This is a genomic window from Candidatus Enterococcus wittei (genome assembly GCF_002140175.1).
GTDB lineage: Bacteria > Bacillota > Bacilli > Lactobacillales > Enterococcaceae > Enterococcus_B > Enterococcus_B wittei.
This window is the reverse complement of the sequence record NZ_NGMO01000004.1, coordinates 152,286-168,890: the sequence shown is the minus strand read 5'-3', so window position 1 is coordinate 168,890 and position 16,605 is coordinate 152,286. Positions and strand designations below refer to the sequence as shown.

Sequence of the window (16,605 nt, the reverse complement as noted above, 5' to 3'; positions counted from 1 at the left end):
GAAGAGAATGGAAAAAGAACGTGTCGACGTATTAGCTGTTAAACAAGGGCTTTTTGAAACAAGAGAACAGGCTAAGCGATCGGTGATGGCTGGTTTGATTTACAATGAAAAAAATGAACGTTTTGATAAGCCAGGTGAAAAAATACCCGTTAGCAGTGAATTAAAAATCAAAGGGAAACAATTACCGTATGTTTCTCGGGGCGGTCTAAAATTAGAGAAAGCATTGAAACAATTTGATCTAACTGTGGCAGATAAGATCCTATTAGATATTGGAGCTTCCACAGGCGGTTTCACCGATGCGGCTTTACAAAATGGTGCGAAGATGAGCTATGCGTTAGATGTTGGTTACAATCAATTGGCTTGGAAAATCAGACAAGATCCTAGAGTTGTTGTGATGGAACGTGTCAATTTTCGTTATGCAAAGCCCGAAGATTTTCAACAGGGACAACCTGAAATTGCGGTGATCGATGTTTCGTTTATTTCTTTGAAATTGATGTTGCCCCCTCTACATGCCATCTTAAAAGACGGTGGAGAAGTAGTGACTTTGATCAAACCTCAATTTGAAGCAGGCAGAGAAGCTGTCGGAAAACATGGAATCGTACGAGATCCTCAGACACATCAACAAGTAATAGAAGATTTTTTAGCATTTGCCACATCCCATGGTTTTGATGTTTTGGATCTAAGTTACTCTCCGATCACTGGTGGAGAAGGAAATATTGAGTTTTTAGCGCATTTGAAGAAAGTGACGGATAAAGGAGTCATTGATGCGAAGGTTGATCCCTCTCAAATCGTTGAGCAGGCTCATGGACAATTTACGCATAAATAGTAGCCAGATTATTGATAATAAGACTGGATTCTTCTTTATAAAGCGCTTGAAATAAGCTATCATTAGTTAAGAAGAAGAGGCGAAGGAGAGCGGATTGAATATGAGAAAAAAAGATCGTCATCGTTTATTGACTCGTTTACTAAATGAACGAGATATACGTAAACAAGAAGAATTCGTTGAGATATTAAAAGACAAAGGAATCTCAGTGACACAAGCAACGATCTCTAGAGATATCAAAGAGTTGAAATTAATCAAAGTACCAGCTATAGATGGTGGCTATCGGTATAGTCTTCCTGCTGAAACAAGTGAAGATGTGAGCACGAAATTAGAAAAGCTATTAAAAGATGCATTCGTAGCAGTGGATCAAATGGAAAAGTTTGTTATTTTGAAAACTTTACCTGGAAATGCTTCAGCGGCAGCAAATTTGATCGATAAACGCTATAAAAAAGAGTTGTTTTCAATCATTAATGATGATGATAATGTGTTGATGATCACACGCACGCAAGAGGATGCAGTCAATTTAAAGAAAGATTTCCTGCATTACCTTTAATTTGAGGAGTGGTTGCGATGTTACAAGAAATCAGTATAACTAATTTTGCGATTATTCCTGAATTGCGCTTGTCTTTTCATGAAGGAATGACTGCGCTGACAGGAGAGACTGGCGCTGGTAAATCAATTATCATCGATGCTTTGGGCCTGTTGGCGGGTGGCAGAGGATCAAGTGATTACATTCGTCAAGGGGCAGAAAAGTGTATTCTTGAAGGTCTTTTTGAATGGCCTCAACAAGAGGGTTTTGAAGAATTGATGGAGGAGTTGGGGATCGAATCAGACGAAGAAAATCTGATCGTTCGTCGTGATATGTCACTGGCAGGAAAAAATATTTGCCGTGTGAATGGGCACATCGTTACTTTAGCTAATTTACGACGTGTAGGTAGCTATCTGGTGGATATTCAAGGACAAAATGAGCATCAAGAATTGCTGCAACCGGAGTCTCATTTGTTTTTACTTGATCGTTTTGGCGATCAAGAATTCCAAAAGAAAAAAAGAGCCTATGAAAAAGCTTATGAAGAATATCGCGAGCTAGAAAGAAAAGTGCGTAAAATCCAGCAAAATGAAAAATCATATGTGCAAAGGATCGACATGCTTCATTTCCAACAAGAAGAAATTGCTGCAGCACAGTTACAACCTGGAGAAGAAGAGAAGTTAAGTGAAGAGCGTGAGAAACTAAGTAATTATCAAAAGATTGTGGACGGCTTAGCGATCAGCTATAGTATTTTAAATGAAGGTGAACAAAGTAGCCTTGATGGCGTTGGTTTAGCAGTTTCCGAAATACAAAGCATTGCTCATCTTGATACAGAGTATGAATCGATTTTTGATAATATTCAAAGCGCTTATTATTTATTACAAGATGCGGTCGGGGAGATGAGCAGGCAAATTGATTTACTCGAATTGGACGAAAACCGATTGGAAGAAGTCAATCAGCGATTGGAACTGATCCGACAATTAAAACGCAAATATGGCGAGTCAATCGAGTCGATTTTAGCCTATTATGAAGAAATTACAGAAGAACTCAACTCATCTGATTTTACTGAAGGTCAACTTGAAAAGATGGAAAATGAACGGATCCAAAAAGAACAAGCGCTATATCAACAAGCACAAGAACTACATGAGGAACGAAAAAAAATAGCTGCCGAATTGCAGACTTCAATCTTGCAAGAGTTGAAGAGTTTATATATGGAAAATACGGAGTTTGAAGTCCGCTTCTCAAGGTATCCAAACGGACGAATCGAAAGACATGGATTGGATCATGTAGAATTTTATATTACCACCAATCCAGGTGAACCATTGAAACCACTCGTCAAAGTTGCTTCTGGCGGTGAATTGTCCCGAGTGTTACTTGCACTAAAAACAATTTTTACGTCTGAACAAGGAGTAACAAGTATCATTTTTGATGAGGTGGATACAGGGGTCAGTGGCAGAGTTGCTCAAGCCATTGCGGATAAGATATTGAAGATTTCTAAGTGTTCGCAAGTGTTATGTATCACGCATCTGCCTCAAGTTGCTGCCGTTGCGGATTACCAATACTATATCGTCAAAAAAGTGGTGGGAGGTAGAACGCAAACATCTGTTTCAGAACTAGAGCCAAGCCAAAGAGAAAATGAAATTGCCCGAATGTTGGCTGGAAGTGAAATCACTCAGTTGACGATGGAACATGCGAAAGAACTTTTAAGACTAGCTAAAAAAACTGACTCGAAAGTAAAATAAAAAAACCCTTGAGTGCTAATCATATGATTAGTACCAAGGGATTTTTTGTTCTTTACATCACACTCATAACAGCTGTTAGAACGACTGAACCAATCGTCAAAATCAACATCGTCCAAACGACAAGCTTGGTTACTTTAGAAAACGTACTTGTTTGTTTCTTTTCTCGCATTATGATTACCTCGATTTATTATAGTTTCTCTGATTTTACATTTTTTTTCGCCGTTCTACAAGAGGATAGTTATAAAAACTTACCCTTTTTTAAATAATAAGTAGTAATGATGGAGATAAAAATCATAAATAAGATGAGCCAAAGAAAAGCATCATCTCTTCCAGCAATAGGTAACTTAATATTCATGCCGTATAAACTCCCTACAATTGTCGGAATGGTCAAGATGATTGTTAGTGAAGTTAAAATCTTCATAATATTATTGAGATTATTAGAAATAATGGCAGAAAATGTTTGATTCATCTGTTCTACTAGTTTCAGTCTGATACGTGAAGTTGTCCGTGCCTGCTCAGTTTCGATCAACACATCTCTTAAATGATTATTCAATGCATGATTATCCTGAACCATCTGGTTTTCAGCTAAGAGTTTTAATGTCTCTAAATTGGATTCCGTAGCTTCTTTAAAGAAAACAAGGCTTTTTTGAATATCCATGATTTGATAAAGCTGTTTGTTCTCGGTGGAGACTTTTAATTGCTTCTCTAATAAATCGCATTGGGCGAGTAGTGTAGTTAGATAGGTATTGTATGACTGCGTGATCTGCCAAAGCAATTGCATGAAGATGTTAAGATTTATCGCTAAGTCGTTTTCAGGAAAGGTTTGACTAAAGACTTTTTTTAAAAAAAGTGGTTCGTGATTGGTAATTGTGATAAGCTTCTTTTTGGGTGTGACAATAATCGAAAAAGGATAGGTGTCCACCTGAAAGTAACCACTAGGACTTGTTTTTGCAAATGGATATTGTAATAATAATAATGCTGGTTTTGTTAATTTTTCTTGGTTGAATTCTTCCACACGGGAATTTTCTGCATCATCTAAAACAGAAGTGATATAGTCTGTGGGAATCTTAAATTGATGAATCAATTGTTGGATTTCTTCCTCCGTGGGGGATTCCACACAGTACCAAATCGTTTCAGCTGTTTCTTTGGTAGTGTTGATTAATTTCTGGTTTTCAAGTGTGAAATACTTAATCATGCTGTACCTCCTTAAATGTATCTTTCTTCTATTATAACGGATTCTTGAAAAGAACTCATTGAAAGTGTTTTTTTAAGAAGACTGTTAAAGAAAGAACCGGAGATTGATAAAACTGTAAAAATTTAAACTAAATGAAATCGTTGTGTAACCTAAATCCTTTATACTTAACACAACGATAAAAAAGGAGATTTGTCTCATGGGCACTTTTTCACCACTTGTATTATTTTGGTATATTTATCCGGTCATTGTTTTATTTGGCTGTCAGTTCCTCATCAAACTATTTTCATTAAATCGCCGTTTTAAAGTGAAAGCACCTGATTTAGCAGTTCCTTTTTTGTGGGGAGGTATCCATGCCCTATCTCGTAATTCGGCAACAGAATCTTTTCTGCCGTTTTTACTAATCACAGTCATTTTGATGGCTATCTGCATTGCGCTATTTCAAGCTTATTACTATGATGAAATCGTCTATGGGCGTTATTTCAAAATGACTTGGCGCCTGACTTTTTTAGTGACACTAGCGATGTATGTGATTTTGATTGTTCTAAATATCCTTTCGTATCTTTAATATACCGCAATTAAGCTGTTTAAAAAACTTTTAAAAGTTTTTTTGCAGCTTAAATATTAAAAAAAATTTTAGTTAGAAAAAGTTATTCTCGGATTTCCTATAAAAGGTGGTAGAAAGTGGGGGATTGTGGTAGACTAATTCTAGTTAGTGGAGGAACGGGGGTAGTTTCAATGTTCATGGGCGAATATCGGCATAATATTGATTCAAAAGGTCGTTTAATCGTGCCTTCAAAACTCCGTGAGGAATTAGGGGAACAATTTGTTTTGACACGTGGATTGGATGGCTGTCTTTTTGGTTATCCAATGAGCGAATGGAACAAACTAGAAGCAAAATTGAACGAAATGCCTTTAGCAAAAAAAGATGCACGAACTTTTGTACGTTTTTTTTATTCAGCGGCTACGGAATGTGAGCTGGACAAGCAAGGCCGTATCAATATCCCTCCCACTTTGAGAAACTATGCAGCACTAACGAAAGAGTGTGTTGTTGTTGGTGTGTCAAACCGAATTGAAATTTGGGATGAAACACGCTGGCAAGAGTTTTCAGAAGCTGCAGAAGAAAATTTTGATGAAATTGCTGAAAATATGATTGATTTCGGATTATAAGAGATAGGAAGAGGCTGACGAATGACTGAAACATTTCAACATTATACAGTCATGCTAAAAGAGACGGTAGATGGGTTAAACATCAAACCGAATGGTATTTATGTGGACTGTACACTCGGCGGAGCCGGGCATAGCGAGTATTTATTGAGCCAACTGAATATGGAGGGGCATTTATTTGCATTCGATCAAGATCAGATTGCAATCGACCATGCAAAGGTTCACTTAGCTAAATATGTCGAAAAAGGGATGGTCACATTTATCAAAGCCAATTTTCGTGAGCTTGAAAGTCGCTTATCTGAACATGTCTCTAAAGTGGATGGCGTCTTATACGATCTCGGTGTTTCTTCACCACAATTGGATGAAGCCCAACGTGGATTTAGTTACCATCAAGATGCACCGTTGGATATGCGAATGGATCAATCCGCTCCGTTATCAGCTTATCATGTCATCAATGACTATTCATACAATGATTTAGTAAAGATTTTCTTTCGTTATGGTGAAGAAAAATTTTCAAAACAAATTGCCAGAGAAATTGAACGGGTGAGAAAGACTCAACCGATTGAAACTACCGGAGATTTAGTGGAAATCATCAAAAATGTGATCCCAGCTCCGGCTAGACGGAAAGGCGGGCATCCTGCCAAAAGGATTTTCCAAGCAGTTCGGATTGCAGTAAATGATGAGTTAGGAGCTGTAGAAGAATCTTTAGAGCAAGCGATTCGTTTACTTGATATGAATGGACGAATCAGCGTCATTACGTTCCATTCTTTGGAAGATCGTATCGTAAAAAATATGTTCAAAGAATATAGTACAGTGAAGGATTTACCACCTGGACTTCCTGTGGTACCAGAAGAATTTCAACCTGAATTAAAAGTGATCACTAGAAAGCCAATACTTCCGTCTGAGGAGGAATTAGCAGAAAACAATCGATCTCGCAGTGCAAAATTGCGTATTGCTGAAAAAATTAGAATGAAAGAGGAGTAGAAAATGGCAGAACTAAAGAAAGTACAAGAATATCCCTACGATTTTCCAGAAGTAGATCTACCTGAACAGCATCTGCCAGATTCATCTTCAGAGCGAGAAATCGTTCTTCCTCAATCACCTGCAAAGCGTCTAAAACAAATTTCTAATTTAGAAAAAATCGCAGTGATCAGTATTGTTCTTTCTGTCATAGCGTTATGTGTATTGACAGTGATGCTAAGAACGAACATTAGCGGGATGGAAAAAGAAATTAGTTCTCTTCAAACAGAATACAACCAAAAAAATCAAGAAAAGATTAGTTTGGATCAGGAAAAAAGTGAACTTTCTCGTACGGAACGAATCAAACAAATCGCAGAAGAAAAAGGGTTGTCAATCAATGACGACAATTTAAGGAAAGTGAAGTAAATGAGTCTTAAAAATAAATTCCGGCGGTTTATGGAAAAGAAAAATCTAAATCCGATGAACAATCGCAAAAAAGTAGGTATCATTTTATTTGCTACGAGTATTGGATTGTTCTTTTTATTTGCCGTTCGTTTTGCTTATATTGTGATTGGTGGACATGTTGCTGGGACTTCTTTAGAAGAAAAGACCAAGCAGCTCTACCAAGGAAGTGAAGTGGTCAAGGCAAAAAGAGGAACGATTTACGATCGAAACGGGGTGGCTTTAGCAGAAGATGCCACTTCGTATTCAATCAAAGCCATTCTTTCCAAAACTTACACAACCGGAGATAAAAAATTATACGCCCAAGAAAAAGATTTTGATAAAATCGCAGAAATCTTACACAAAAACTTATCGATTGAAAAAAATAAAGCATTAAAGATTCTTCAAGATGGTGCTGAACAAAAACTATATCAAGTCGAGTTCGGGAATTACGGAAAAAATATTACACAAGAAGCAAAACAAAACATTGAAGCAGAAATGAAAGAAGCGGGGATTGCTGGTCTTACACAAAAACTTATCGATTGAAAAAAATAAAGCATTAAAGATTCTTCAAGATGGTGCTGAACAAAAACTATATCAAGTCGAGTTCGGGAATTACGGAAAAAATATTACACAAGAAGCAAAACAAAACATTGAAGCAGAAATGAAAGAAGCGGGGATTGCTGGTCTTTATTTCGATGATCATCCTGCGCGTATGTATCCTAGCGGTGTTTTTTCCTCTCATTTTATCGGCTATGCTGTGCCTGATGAAAAAGAAAATGGTTTAGTGGGAAAATTAGGCTTAGAGTCGGCTTACAATGATCTGTTAAGTGGGACTAACGGGAAAGTAGTCTATCAAAAAGATAACTTTCAAAACCCGTTACCTGGAACAGTGGCTCAAGAAAAGCCAGCGGTGAATGGGAAAGATATCTATACAACGTTAGATAGTCGTTTGCAAAGTTATTTGGAAACATTAATGGATCAAGTGAATGAAGAATATCAACCAGAAGAACTAACGGCTATTTTAATGGAAGCCAAGACTGGTGAGATCACAGCGATGAGTCAACGACCAACTTTTAATCCTGAAACAATGGAAGGATTAACTGGAAATGATGCTGTATGGCGAAATATTCTTGTCCAAGATTCCTACGAACCTGGATCAACAATGAAAATTTTCACTACTGCTGCTGCTATCCAAGAAGGACAGTTTAATGAAAATGAATCCTTCCAGTCTGGACAAATCAAAGTAGCAGATGCGACCATCAACGACCATGATTTTGGTAAAAAAGGAATTCTTACGATGCGTCAAGCACTTTCGTGGTCAAGTAACGTGGGAATGGTGATGTTAGAACAACGTCTTGGCGGAAAATGGAGCAACTATCTTCAAAAGCTAGGATTTGGTCAAAGTACCCATTCTGGTTTGGATGATGAAATAAATGGCGCATTACCGACAGAAAATATCGTAGACCAAGCAATGAGTGCCTACGGTCAAGCGGTAGGGGTCACAAACTTCCAAATGATGAAAGCTTTCACCTCCATTGCAAATAATGGCACAATGATCCAGCCACGCTATATTAGTAAAGTGGTTGATCCTAATACAGGTGAAGAAGTCTCTTCTCAAACAGAAGTACTTGGACAGCCGTTTTCTAAGGAAACAACCGAGAAAGTAAGAGAGTATATGCGTGATGTCGTGGAAAGTGAAAATTATGGTAGCGCCTATGGTGTATATAATGTTCCTGGCTATAATATTGCAGCAAAAACTGGAACTGCCCAAATTGCTTCCGATACAGGAGGATACCAAACAGGAGATACGGCTTATCTGTATTCTATCGTAGAGATGGTACCTGCTGAAGACCCCGAATATGTACTATATATTACGATGAAACATCCAAAAACCTACGATCGAACAGCTTTGGCAAAAATCGCTAACCCATTAATGAAACGAGCGATGGATTTCAAAGAATCTGAAACCAATAATTCTGAAGAAGCAAAAACAGAAAAAGTAACGGTTTCTGATTATCGTAATTTAAATAAAGATGTTGCTGCAGCAGATGCACAAAAAAGTGGTTTGCAACCTGTTGTTGTTGGTGATGGAACAAAAGTCAAAGAGCAATCAACAGCCAATGGTGATCAGCTAATTTCAGGAGAAAAACTTATTTTATATACGGGTGGAACTGCTTTGATGCCTGATGTGACGGGATGGTCAAAAGCAGATATCATGAAATTAGGAAAGATACTAGGTATTGAAGTTAAATTTGAAGGGGACGGTTACTGTACAGAACAGAGTCTTGCCCCGTACGAAAAAATTTCTGACAAAACACTAAGTTTTACATTGAAAGAATAAGAGAATTAGGAGAGAAAAGAGCATGGAGTGGACACAAGCATTGATTCCCATTGTTAGTAGTTGTGCGATGACAATTGCTACAATGCCGTTATTTATTGGCTATTTTCAAATGAAAAAACAAGGACAAGCGATTCGTGAGGAGGGACCAAAATGGCACAATGTAAAAGCCGGGACCCCAACGATGGGCGGATTGGTGTTTTTAGTTAGTGCAATATTGACCGGAATCTGGGTTGGTGCTTGGCAAAAACAGTTGACACCTACTCTTTTCATCTTATTATTTGTACTTGCTTTGTATGGCGCTATAGGTTTCTTAGATGACTTTATCAAGATTTTCAAGAAAAGAAACATGGGACTAAATTCATCTCAAAAGCTCATTGGCCAAATCGTTGGTGGGATTATTTTTTACATGGTTTATCGAACAGAAGGTTATCCAGGTACGTTGAATTTCTTTGGAATTGAATTACCTCTAAGTTTATTTTACGGTGTTTTTGCGATTTTCTGGTTGGTAGGATTCTCAAATGCTGTGAATTTGACTGATGGGATTGATGGGTTAGTTGCTGGATTAGGTAGTATTTCATTTGCGACTTATGGCATCATTGCTTGGCATCAGCGACAATATGATGTCTTAATTATTTGTCTAAGTGTTTTAGGTGGGCTATTAGGGTTTTTTGTTTATAATCGTAAGCCTGCAAAAATTTTTATGGGCGACGTTGGTTCTTTAGCATTAGGTGGGTTGCTTGCAGCAATTTCCATCATGTTGCATCAAGAGTGGACCCTTTTACTTGTAGGATTGATCTATGTCATAGAAACTGCAAGTGTCATGTTACAAGTCACTTCATTTAAATTAACTGGCAAAAGAATTTTTAAAATGTCTCCGATCCATCATCATTTTGAAATGTCTGGCTGGTCAGAGTGGAAAATAGATACTGTTTTTTGGATAACGAGTGTAATTACTTCTATAATTACACTATGGATCGTATGGTAGGAGATGACGATAATGAAAAAAATAACAACTTATGAAAATAAAAAAATCCTTGTACTAGGATTAGCTAAAAGTGGATTCAGTGCGGCCAAATTATTACATGAATTGGGCGCACTTGTCACTGTTAATGATGGAAAACCTTTTGATGAAAACCCAGAAGCACAAGAACTGCTTTCATTGGGAATTAAGGTCATCACTGGAAGTCATCCAATTGAGCTATTAGATGAAAAATTCTCTATGGTTGTTAAGAATCCAGGTATTCCTTATAGCCACCCACTTGTCGCTAAAGCTCAAGAACTGGGCATTCCGGTAATTACGGAAGTCGAATTGGCTTTCGAGGTAGCGGAATGCCCGATTATTGGGATTACGGGTACCAACGGAAAAACAACTACAACTACAATGACTGGTTTATTGCTAAATGCGGCCAAAACAAATGGAGTGGCTCGTTTAGCAGGAAATATCGGTTATCCAGCAAGTAGTGTCGCCCAAGAGGCAAACTCAGAAGATAAAATCGTCATGGAATTGTCAAGTTTTCAATTAATGGGGATTACTCACTTCCATCCTCAGGTAGCAGTCATCACAAATATCTATGAGGCACATATTGATTATCATGGTTCTCGTTCAGAATATGTCAAAGCCAAATGGCAGCTTCAAAAAAATATGACCGCAGATGATTTTTTGATCCTCAACTGGAATCAAAAGGAATTACAAGAACTAAGTAAAAAGACAAAGGCTCAAGTTTTACCTTTTGCTACTGATCAAGTATTAGAAAAAGGTGCTTATTCTTTCGCTGGTTCTATTTACTATAATAAAGAAAAAATCATGGGGATTTCAGAGCTAGGTGTTCCTGGTTCTCACAATGTTGAAAATGCCCTAGCAGCTATTACAGTTGCGAAGCAGTACGATGTTCCAAATGCGATTATCAAAGAAACGCTTCAACGTTTCCATGGTGTGCCACATCGTACCCAATATGTAGGAGAAGTGCAAGGGCGTAAGTTCTATAATGACTCAAAAGCAACGAATATCTTAGCTACAAAAATGGCATTGAGTGGTTTTTCTCCAGAAAAATTATTGCTAATTGCTGGTGGTTTAGACCGAGGGAATTCTTTTGATGAGCTGATCCCGTCTCTAAAAGGACTAAAAGCTTTGATCGTTTTTGGCGAAACAAAAGAGCGACTAAAAGAAGCAGGAGAAAAAGCAGGCATCAGTAATATCCAAGTGGTAGAAAATGCAGAAGCTGCTGTACCGATTGCTTTAGAAAATAGTGACCCAGAAGATGTGATCCTCCTTTCACCAGCAAATGCTAGTTGGGATCAGTATCCTAATTTTGAGGTCCGTGGTGATCGATTCATGGAAGCAGTGAATAAATTAAAATAGAAAAATGAAGAAACGAGCGATAATACTATGAAAATTTTGGTGACAGGTGGAGGGACCGGCGGACATATCTATCCAGCATTAGCCTTCGTCAACTATGTGAAAACAAAAGAGCCGGATGCTGAATTTATGTATGTGGGAGCCAAACGCGGACTAGAAAACAAGATCGTTCCAGCTGCTGGGATTCCTTTTTATACCTTAGAGATCCAAGGATTTCAACGGAAGTTTTCACTAGATAACGTTAAGACTCTCCATCTATTTCTTAAAAGCATTTATCAAGCAAAGAAAATTTTAAAAGATTTTCGGCCGGATATAGTGATTGGAACTGGTGGGTATGTATCAGGAGCTGTGGTATATGCTTCAGCAAAATTGAATATTCCGACCATTATCCATGAACAAAATAGCGTGCCCGGAATGACGAATAAATTCTTGAGTCGCTATGTGGATCAAATTGCCCTTTCTTTTAGGGATGCAGCTTCATTTTTCCCTGAACAAAAGACGAGCTTAATAGGAAATCCGCGAGCGCAAGAGGTGGCAGATACAAATAAAACGGATATTTTAAAAAAATTCAAGCTTGATCCGAAGAAAAAAACCGTCTTGATTTTTGGAGGAAGCCAAGGTGCATTAAGGCTGAACCAAGCAGTGACGGATTACTTGAATAATTTCAACGGAGCTGATTATCAAGTATTGTATGCTTCAGGTGATCGTTATTATGAAGGGATTAAAGGAAACATTAAGTCTACTTCAGAAAATATCAGTATCCAGCCATATATCAATGAAATGGCAGAAGTGATGGCCGCTAGTGATTTAATAGTTAGTCGAGCAGGAGCTACATCTATTGCAGAATTTACTGCACTAGGATTGCCGGCGATCCTGATTCCAAGTCCATATGTGACCAACGATCATCAAACAAAAAATGCGATGAGCCTTGTTCGTGCTGGTGCTGCAAAAATGATATCCGATAATGAGCTGACAGGGACAACATTAAAGACTGCGATTGATGAAATCATGAAAAGTGATGAACTCCAGCACCAAATGTCTAAAGCATCGAAAGCACAAGGAATTACTGATGCTTCCGAACGTTTGTATCAGCTAGTCATGACATTAATTAAAAAGTAAAGGGCGGTGGTCTAAGTGAGTAAGAAAAAAGAACCAGAAAATATACCTGATCAGTCTACTGATATAGGCAATTTAACTCCTTGGCAAAAGGCCAACCGAAAATACCTAGCTGAACATGGGGAAAAATCACCAGAGGATAAACCAAACAGTGAACCTAAAACTAAAGAAGATGTACCAAAAGAAATTTCTGAAGTGAACAAAGACCAAGAGATACAAAATGAAACGACCAAAAAACAGCCACTTGATTTTGAAGAAATTGAGCAAAAAAAGGTTGGTGGTCCTTACAATGGATCATTCCTTGATCGTTTACCTAACTTGAAAACTCAAAGAAATAAAGTATTGTATCGACGCTTGGGTTTGATTATCACGGTGTTGTTGATCCCTTTAGTTTTTTTAATCTATTATGTGTCGCCATTTAGTAAATTAGAAGCAATAAGTGTTTCTGGAAATGAAGTGGTATCTAAAGAAGAAATTTTGAAGGATACTCAATTGAAAATTCATGAACACGTATGGCATCAATATTGGCATAGGGATGAAGCAATCAATCGTTTAAAAAAGGATCAGCCAAGGATAAAAACTGCAAAGCTTAGTTTTAGTGGTGTCAATACATTTAACCTAGCTGTTACCGAATATAAAGAAATTGCTTTGATACTCAAAAATGGTAAATATTATCCAGTCATTGAGGATGGAACGGTATTGTCTCAAAACGTTGCAAACCCAACAAAAAACTTGCCTATTTTAGAAGGATTTACTGACTCGAAGAAAATCAAGGATTTAGCAGAAGCTTATAACAAGCTTTCTCCTGAGTTGCAAAAAGCAATCTCAGAAATCAAATATACGCCACGCGAAAGTAACAAACAGTTGATTCAATTGAATATGAATGATGGAAATCAAGTGATAGTTAATATTACAAACTTAGCAACTCAGATGAATTATTATTCACAAGTTGCTAGTGAGATGAAAGAAAAAGGCGTGATTGATATGGAAGTAGGGATCTTTTCTTATCCATATCCACAAGAGGATGAAGAGACTGCTACCAATCAACCAACAAATGATGAGACAAGCACTTCTCCTGCAGAATCTACTGAACCTGCTTCTGAATCACCTGATAATGGCAATGAAACGAACCCAGAAGAGGATCATTCTGTGCCAACTTCGTCAAATTTGGATGAAAATTAATAAAACCAGTGTAAAATGTGATAATCTACTTTCTAAAAACCGGTATTTTATGGTAAAATTGAAAGCAGTGAATATATCTATTTAAGTATATTTTTAAAACGGACGTTAGTTGTTCGCTTGTATATGGAATAGTAACTAGGAGGGAATCCCATTCATGGCAAAAACAGGAATGTATGTAGGCCTTGATATTGGAACGACATCGGTTAAAGTTGTCGTGGCTGAATATATCGACAGCCAAATGAATATTATTGGAGTAGGGAACGCAAAATCAGAAGGGATTAACCGAGGCATCATCGTTGATATCGATAAAACAGTTCAAGCGATACAGCGAGCAGTGCGGCAAGCAGAAGAAAAAGCAGGGATCCAGATCAAAAGTGTCAGCGTTGGTCTCCCAGCAAATATGCTTGAAGTCGAAAATTGCCAGGGAATGATTGCAGTCAACGGAGATTCAAAAGAAATCACTGACGAAGATGTCCGCAATGTGGCATCCGCTGCGCTTGTTCGTTCAATACCTCCTGAACGTCAAATCGTGTCAATTTTACCACAAGACTTTACTGTTGATGGATTTGAAGGCATCAAAGATCCACGAGGAATGATTGGTGTCAGATTAGAAATGTATGGCTTATTGTTTACAGGTCCAAAGACAATCATCCATAACATTCGTAAATGTGTCGAGAATGCCGGATTGGTTGTCAATGAATTAGTTATCACACCACTAGCTTTAACTGAGTCTATTCTTTCGGATGGCGAAAAAGATTTTGGTACAATCGTCATTGATATGGGCGGTGGACAAACAACAACTGCTGTGATGCATGATAAGCAGTTGAAATTTACTAGCCTTGATCAAGAAGGCGGAGAATTTGTTACAAAGGATATCTCAATTGTCCTGAACACTTCATTTAACAATGCAGAAGCATTAAAAATAAATTATGGTGATGCCTATCCTGAACGCACATCAGAACATGAAGAATTTCCAGTTGATGTCATTGGACAAACAGAACCAGTGAAAGTGGATGAGCGGTATTTATCAGAAATCATCTCAGCTCGGATGGAACAAATCTTCAATAAAGCAAAAGATGCTTTGGATCAAATCGAAGCGTTAGAATTGCCTGGTGGTATCGTTCTAACTGGTGGCGCAGCCAGCCTTCCAGGTGTAGTGGATCTAGCCCAAGAAATATTTGGTGTGAACGTCAAATTGTATGTGCCAAATCAAATGGGACTTAGAAATCCTGTGTTCACAAATGTGATTAGCATTGTTGATTATTCAGCTAATTTGAGTGAAGTCTATCAACTAGCTAAAATCGCTGTCATGGGGGAATCATCGACTGCTCAATATACAACTGTAAGTGAGCCTGAAACTCAGACATATGATGTATATGAAACTTCGTCTGAAGAAACAAGATACGATGAAGAACCAGAACAAAAAAAATCTGGCGAAAACGTAACAAACAAAATCAAAGGATTTTTCACAAATATTTTTGATTAATTCATCTTGGGAGGAATAAAAACATGGAATTCTCAATTGATAATAATATCAATGACGGCGCAGTAATCAAAGTCATCGGAGTCGGTGGCGGAGGTGGTAATGCTGTAAACCGCATGATTGAAGAAAACGTTAAAGGTGTGGAGTTTATTACTGCCAACACAGACGTACAAGCATTAAAAAATTCAAAAGCAGAAACAGTGATTCAATTAGGCCCTAAATATACTCGAGGCTTAGGTGCTGGTTCACAACCTGAAGTTGGTCAAAAAGCCGCTGAAGAAAGTGAACAATCTCTACGTGAAGCACTAGAAGGTGCAGATATGATCTTTATTACTGCCGGCATGGGTGGCGGAACAGGTACTGGTGCTGCTCCAATCGTGGCAGGAATTGCAAGAGAACTAGGCGCTTTGACTGTTGGTGTAGTGACACGTCCATTTACATTTGAAGGACCAAAACGTGGTCGCTTTGCTGCAGAAGGAATCGCTCGTCTAAAAGAAAATGTTGATACATTATTGATTATTTCAAACAACCGTCTTCTTGAAGTTGTCGACAAGAAGACACCGATGCTAGAAGCATTCCGTGAAGCTGACAATGTATTACGTCAAGGAGTTCAAGGTATCTCAGATTTGATCACAGCACCTGGTTACGTAAACTTAGACTTTGCTGATGTAAAAACAGTTATGGCGAACCAAGGCACAGCTTTGATGGGAATTGGTGTGGCTAGTGGTGAAGAACGTGTCATCGAAGCAACGAAGAAAGCAATTTCTTCTCCGCTGTTAGAAACATCAATCGATGGGGCAGAACAAGTCTTGTTGAACATCACTGGTGGATTGGATATGACATTATTTGAAGCACAAGATGCATCAGATATTGTAGCAAATGCAGCTACTGGAGATGTCAATATCATTTTAGGTACATCAATCAATGAAGAAATGGGCGATGAAATCCGTGTAACGGTCATTGCTACAGGTATTGATGAAACAAAAAAGGAACGCAAGTCTAGCCGTCCAGCTAGACAAACACAAGCGCAATCAACTACTCAAAACAATCGTTTAGATATGGATCAAGCTAAACCAATTACGGCTGAAGATGAAAATAGTTTTGGTGACTGGGATATTCGACGTGAACAAAACGTCCGTCCAAAAGTCGATGAAACAAACTATGAAACGATTGAGAAAAAAGAATTTGACACATTCAATCGTGAAGAAACAAAACCAAAAGGTGACGACGAATTAAATACACCACCATTTTTCCGTCGTAAGAAATAAAAGGA

The 16,605-nt window shown here is 38.0% G+C and carries 15 protein-coding genes and 2 pseudogenes; 15 read left to right on the top strand and 2 right to left on the bottom strand.

All coding sequences use genetic code 11. From position 1 onward, the window contains the following. Positions 1-7: 7 nt before the first annotated feature. The 3 genes from A5844_RS11900 to recN all read left to right on the top strand — a co-directional run bounded on the left by A5844_RS11900 (position 8) and on the right by recN (position 3,091). On the top strand, positions 8-826 hold the full coding sequence (locus tag A5844_RS11900; protein WP_086285403.1) for a TlyA family RNA methyltransferase: 819 nt from the start codon (positions 8-10) through the stop codon (positions 824-826). Positions 827-926: 100 nt separating this feature from the next. Then, positions 927-1,376 (top strand): arginine repressor, encoded by a 450-nt coding sequence (locus A5844_RS11895; protein WP_086285402.1) that lies wholly within the window; start codon positions 927-929, stop codon positions 1,374-1,376. 17 nt (positions 1,377-1,393) lie between these two features. Next, a complete protein-coding gene (gene recN, locus A5844_RS11890; RefSeq protein ID WP_086285401.1) occupies positions 1,394-3,091 on the top strand; it encodes a DNA repair protein RecN in 1,698 nt (565 codons plus the stop codon). A gap of 52 nt (positions 3,092-3,143) precedes the next feature. Here the strand turns inward: recN and A5844_RS11885 are convergent, their stop codons facing one another. Together A5844_RS11885 and A5844_RS11880 are read right to left on the bottom strand one after the other, a co-directional pair. Next, entirely contained in the window at positions 3,144-3,260 is a 117-nt protein-coding gene (locus A5844_RS11885; RefSeq protein ID WP_086285400.1) for a DUF4044 domain-containing protein, read from the bottom strand. Between the two features lie 69 nt (positions 3,261-3,329). Continuing rightward, on the bottom strand, positions 3,330-4,286 hold the full coding sequence (locus A5844_RS11880; RefSeq protein WP_086285399.1) for a magnesium transporter CorA family protein: 957 nt from the start codon (positions 4,284-4,286) through the stop codon (positions 3,330-3,332). 196 nt (positions 4,287-4,482) lie between these two features. Between A5844_RS11880 and A5844_RS11875 the strand changes: the two genes are divergently transcribed. From A5844_RS11875 to ftsZ, 12 genes and pseudogenes are all read left to right on the top strand, one after another. Continuing rightward, positions 4,483-4,851 (top strand): DUF3397 domain-containing protein, encoded by a 369-nt coding sequence (locus A5844_RS11875; protein ID WP_086285398.1) that lies wholly within the window; start codon positions 4,483-4,485, stop codon positions 4,849-4,851. A 170-nt stretch (positions 4,852-5,021) separates the two neighbouring features. Next, positions 5,022-5,453: a division/cell wall cluster transcriptional repressor MraZ gene (gene mraZ / locus A5844_RS11870; protein WP_179190602.1), complete on the top strand. Its 432-nt coding sequence runs from the start codon at positions 5,022-5,024 to the stop codon at positions 5,451-5,453. Positions 5,454-5,474: 21 nt separating this feature from the next. After that, positions 5,475-6,434, top strand: a complete 960-nt coding sequence (gene rsmH / locus A5844_RS11865) for a 16S rRNA (cytosine(1402)-N(4))-methyltransferase RsmH (RefSeq protein WP_086285396.1) — start codon at positions 5,475-5,477, stop codon at positions 6,432-6,434. 3 nt (positions 6,435-6,437) lie between these two features. After that, the gene (ftsL, locus tag A5844_RS11860) at positions 6,438-6,836 is read left to right on the top strand and encodes a cell division protein FtsL (RefSeq protein WP_086285395.1); all 399 of its coding nucleotides are present in this window, start codon (positions 6,438-6,440) and stop codon (positions 6,834-6,836) included. Then, positions 6,837-7,334 (top strand): annotated as a pseudogene (locus tag A5844_RS11855) (cell division protein FtsI); the annotation flags it as partial. A gap of 40 nt (positions 7,335-7,374) precedes the next feature. Then, a pseudogene (locus tag A5844_RS11850) lies at positions 7,375-9,195 on the top strand (penicillin-binding transpeptidase domain-containing protein); the annotation flags it as partial. A gap of 22 nt (positions 9,196-9,217) precedes the next feature. After that, complete coding sequence (gene mraY, locus A5844_RS11845) at positions 9,218-10,180, top strand: phospho-N-acetylmuramoyl-pentapeptide-transferase (RefSeq protein ID WP_086285393.1); 963 nt, start codon at positions 9,218-9,220, stop codon at positions 10,178-10,180. Between the two features lie 12 nt (positions 10,181-10,192). Then, the gene (murD, locus tag A5844_RS11840) at positions 10,193-11,554 is read left to right on the top strand and encodes a UDP-N-acetylmuramoyl-L-alanine--D-glutamate ligase (protein WP_086285392.1); all 1,362 of its coding nucleotides are present in this window, start codon (positions 10,193-10,195) and stop codon (positions 11,552-11,554) included. Positions 11,555-11,581: 27 nt separating this feature from the next. Next, on the top strand, positions 11,582-12,670 hold the full coding sequence (gene murG / locus A5844_RS11835; protein ID WP_086285391.1) for an undecaprenyldiphospho-muramoylpentapeptide beta-N-acetylglucosaminyltransferase: 1,089 nt from the start codon (positions 11,582-11,584) through the stop codon (positions 12,668-12,670). A 15-nt stretch (positions 12,671-12,685) separates the two neighbouring features. Continuing rightward, positions 12,686-13,849, top strand: coding sequence for a cell division protein FtsQ/DivIB (locus A5844_RS11830; protein ID WP_086285390.1), 1,164 nt, complete (start codon positions 12,686-12,688; stop codon positions 13,847-13,849). Between the two features lie 154 nt (positions 13,850-14,003). Then, on the top strand, positions 14,004-15,335 hold the full coding sequence (gene ftsA / locus A5844_RS11825; RefSeq protein WP_086285389.1) for a cell division protein FtsA: 1,332 nt from the start codon (positions 14,004-14,006) through the stop codon (positions 15,333-15,335). Between the two features lie 23 nt (positions 15,336-15,358). After that, positions 15,359-16,600, top strand: a complete 1,242-nt coding sequence (gene ftsZ / locus A5844_RS11820; RefSeq protein ID WP_086285388.1) for a cell division protein FtsZ — start codon at positions 15,359-15,361, stop codon at positions 16,598-16,600. The last annotated feature ends 5 nt before the right edge of the window (positions 16,601-16,605 follow it).

Excerpts from the sequence above, each read along its gene's own strand:
- A5844_RS11900 (WP_086285403.1), top strand. The coding sequence starts at position 8 with ATGGAAAAAGAACGTGTCGACGTATTAGCTGTTAAACAAGGGCTTTTT.
- A5844_RS11895 (WP_086285402.1), top strand. The coding sequence starts at position 927 with ATGAGAAAAAAAGATCGTCATCGTTTATTGACTCGTTTACTAAATGAA.
- recN (WP_086285401.1), top strand. The coding sequence starts at position 1,394 with ATGTTACAAGAAATCAGTATAACTAATTTTGCGATTATTCCTGAATTG.
- A5844_RS11885 (WP_086285400.1), bottom strand. The coding sequence starts at position 3,260 with ATGCGAGAAAAGAAACAAACAAGTACGTTTTCTAAAGTAACCAAGCTT.
- A5844_RS11880 (WP_086285399.1), bottom strand. The coding sequence starts at position 4,286 with ATGATTAAGTATTTCACACTTGAAAACCAGAAATTAATCAACACTACC.
- A5844_RS11875 (WP_086285398.1), top strand. The coding sequence starts at position 4,483 with ATGGGCACTTTTTCACCACTTGTATTATTTTGGTATATTTATCCGGTC.
- mraZ (WP_179190602.1), top strand. The coding sequence starts at position 5,022 with ATGTTCATGGGCGAATATCGGCATAATATTGATTCAAAAGGTCGTTTA.
- rsmH (WP_086285396.1), top strand. The coding sequence starts at position 5,475 with ATGACTGAAACATTTCAACATTATACAGTCATGCTAAAAGAGACGGTA.
- ftsL (WP_086285395.1), top strand. The coding sequence starts at position 6,438 with ATGGCAGAACTAAAGAAAGTACAAGAATATCCCTACGATTTTCCAGAA.
- mraY (WP_086285393.1), top strand. The coding sequence starts at position 9,218 with ATGGAGTGGACACAAGCATTGATTCCCATTGTTAGTAGTTGTGCGATG.
- murD (WP_086285392.1), top strand. The coding sequence starts at position 10,193 with ATGAAAAAAATAACAACTTATGAAAATAAAAAAATCCTTGTACTAGGA.
- murG (WP_086285391.1), top strand. The coding sequence starts at position 11,582 with ATGAAAATTTTGGTGACAGGTGGAGGGACCGGCGGACATATCTATCCA.
- ftsA (WP_086285389.1), top strand. The coding sequence starts at position 14,004 with ATGGCAAAAACAGGAATGTATGTAGGCCTTGATATTGGAACGACATCG.
- ftsZ (WP_086285388.1), top strand. The coding sequence starts at position 15,359 with ATGGAATTCTCAATTGATAATAATATCAATGACGGCGCAGTAATCAAA.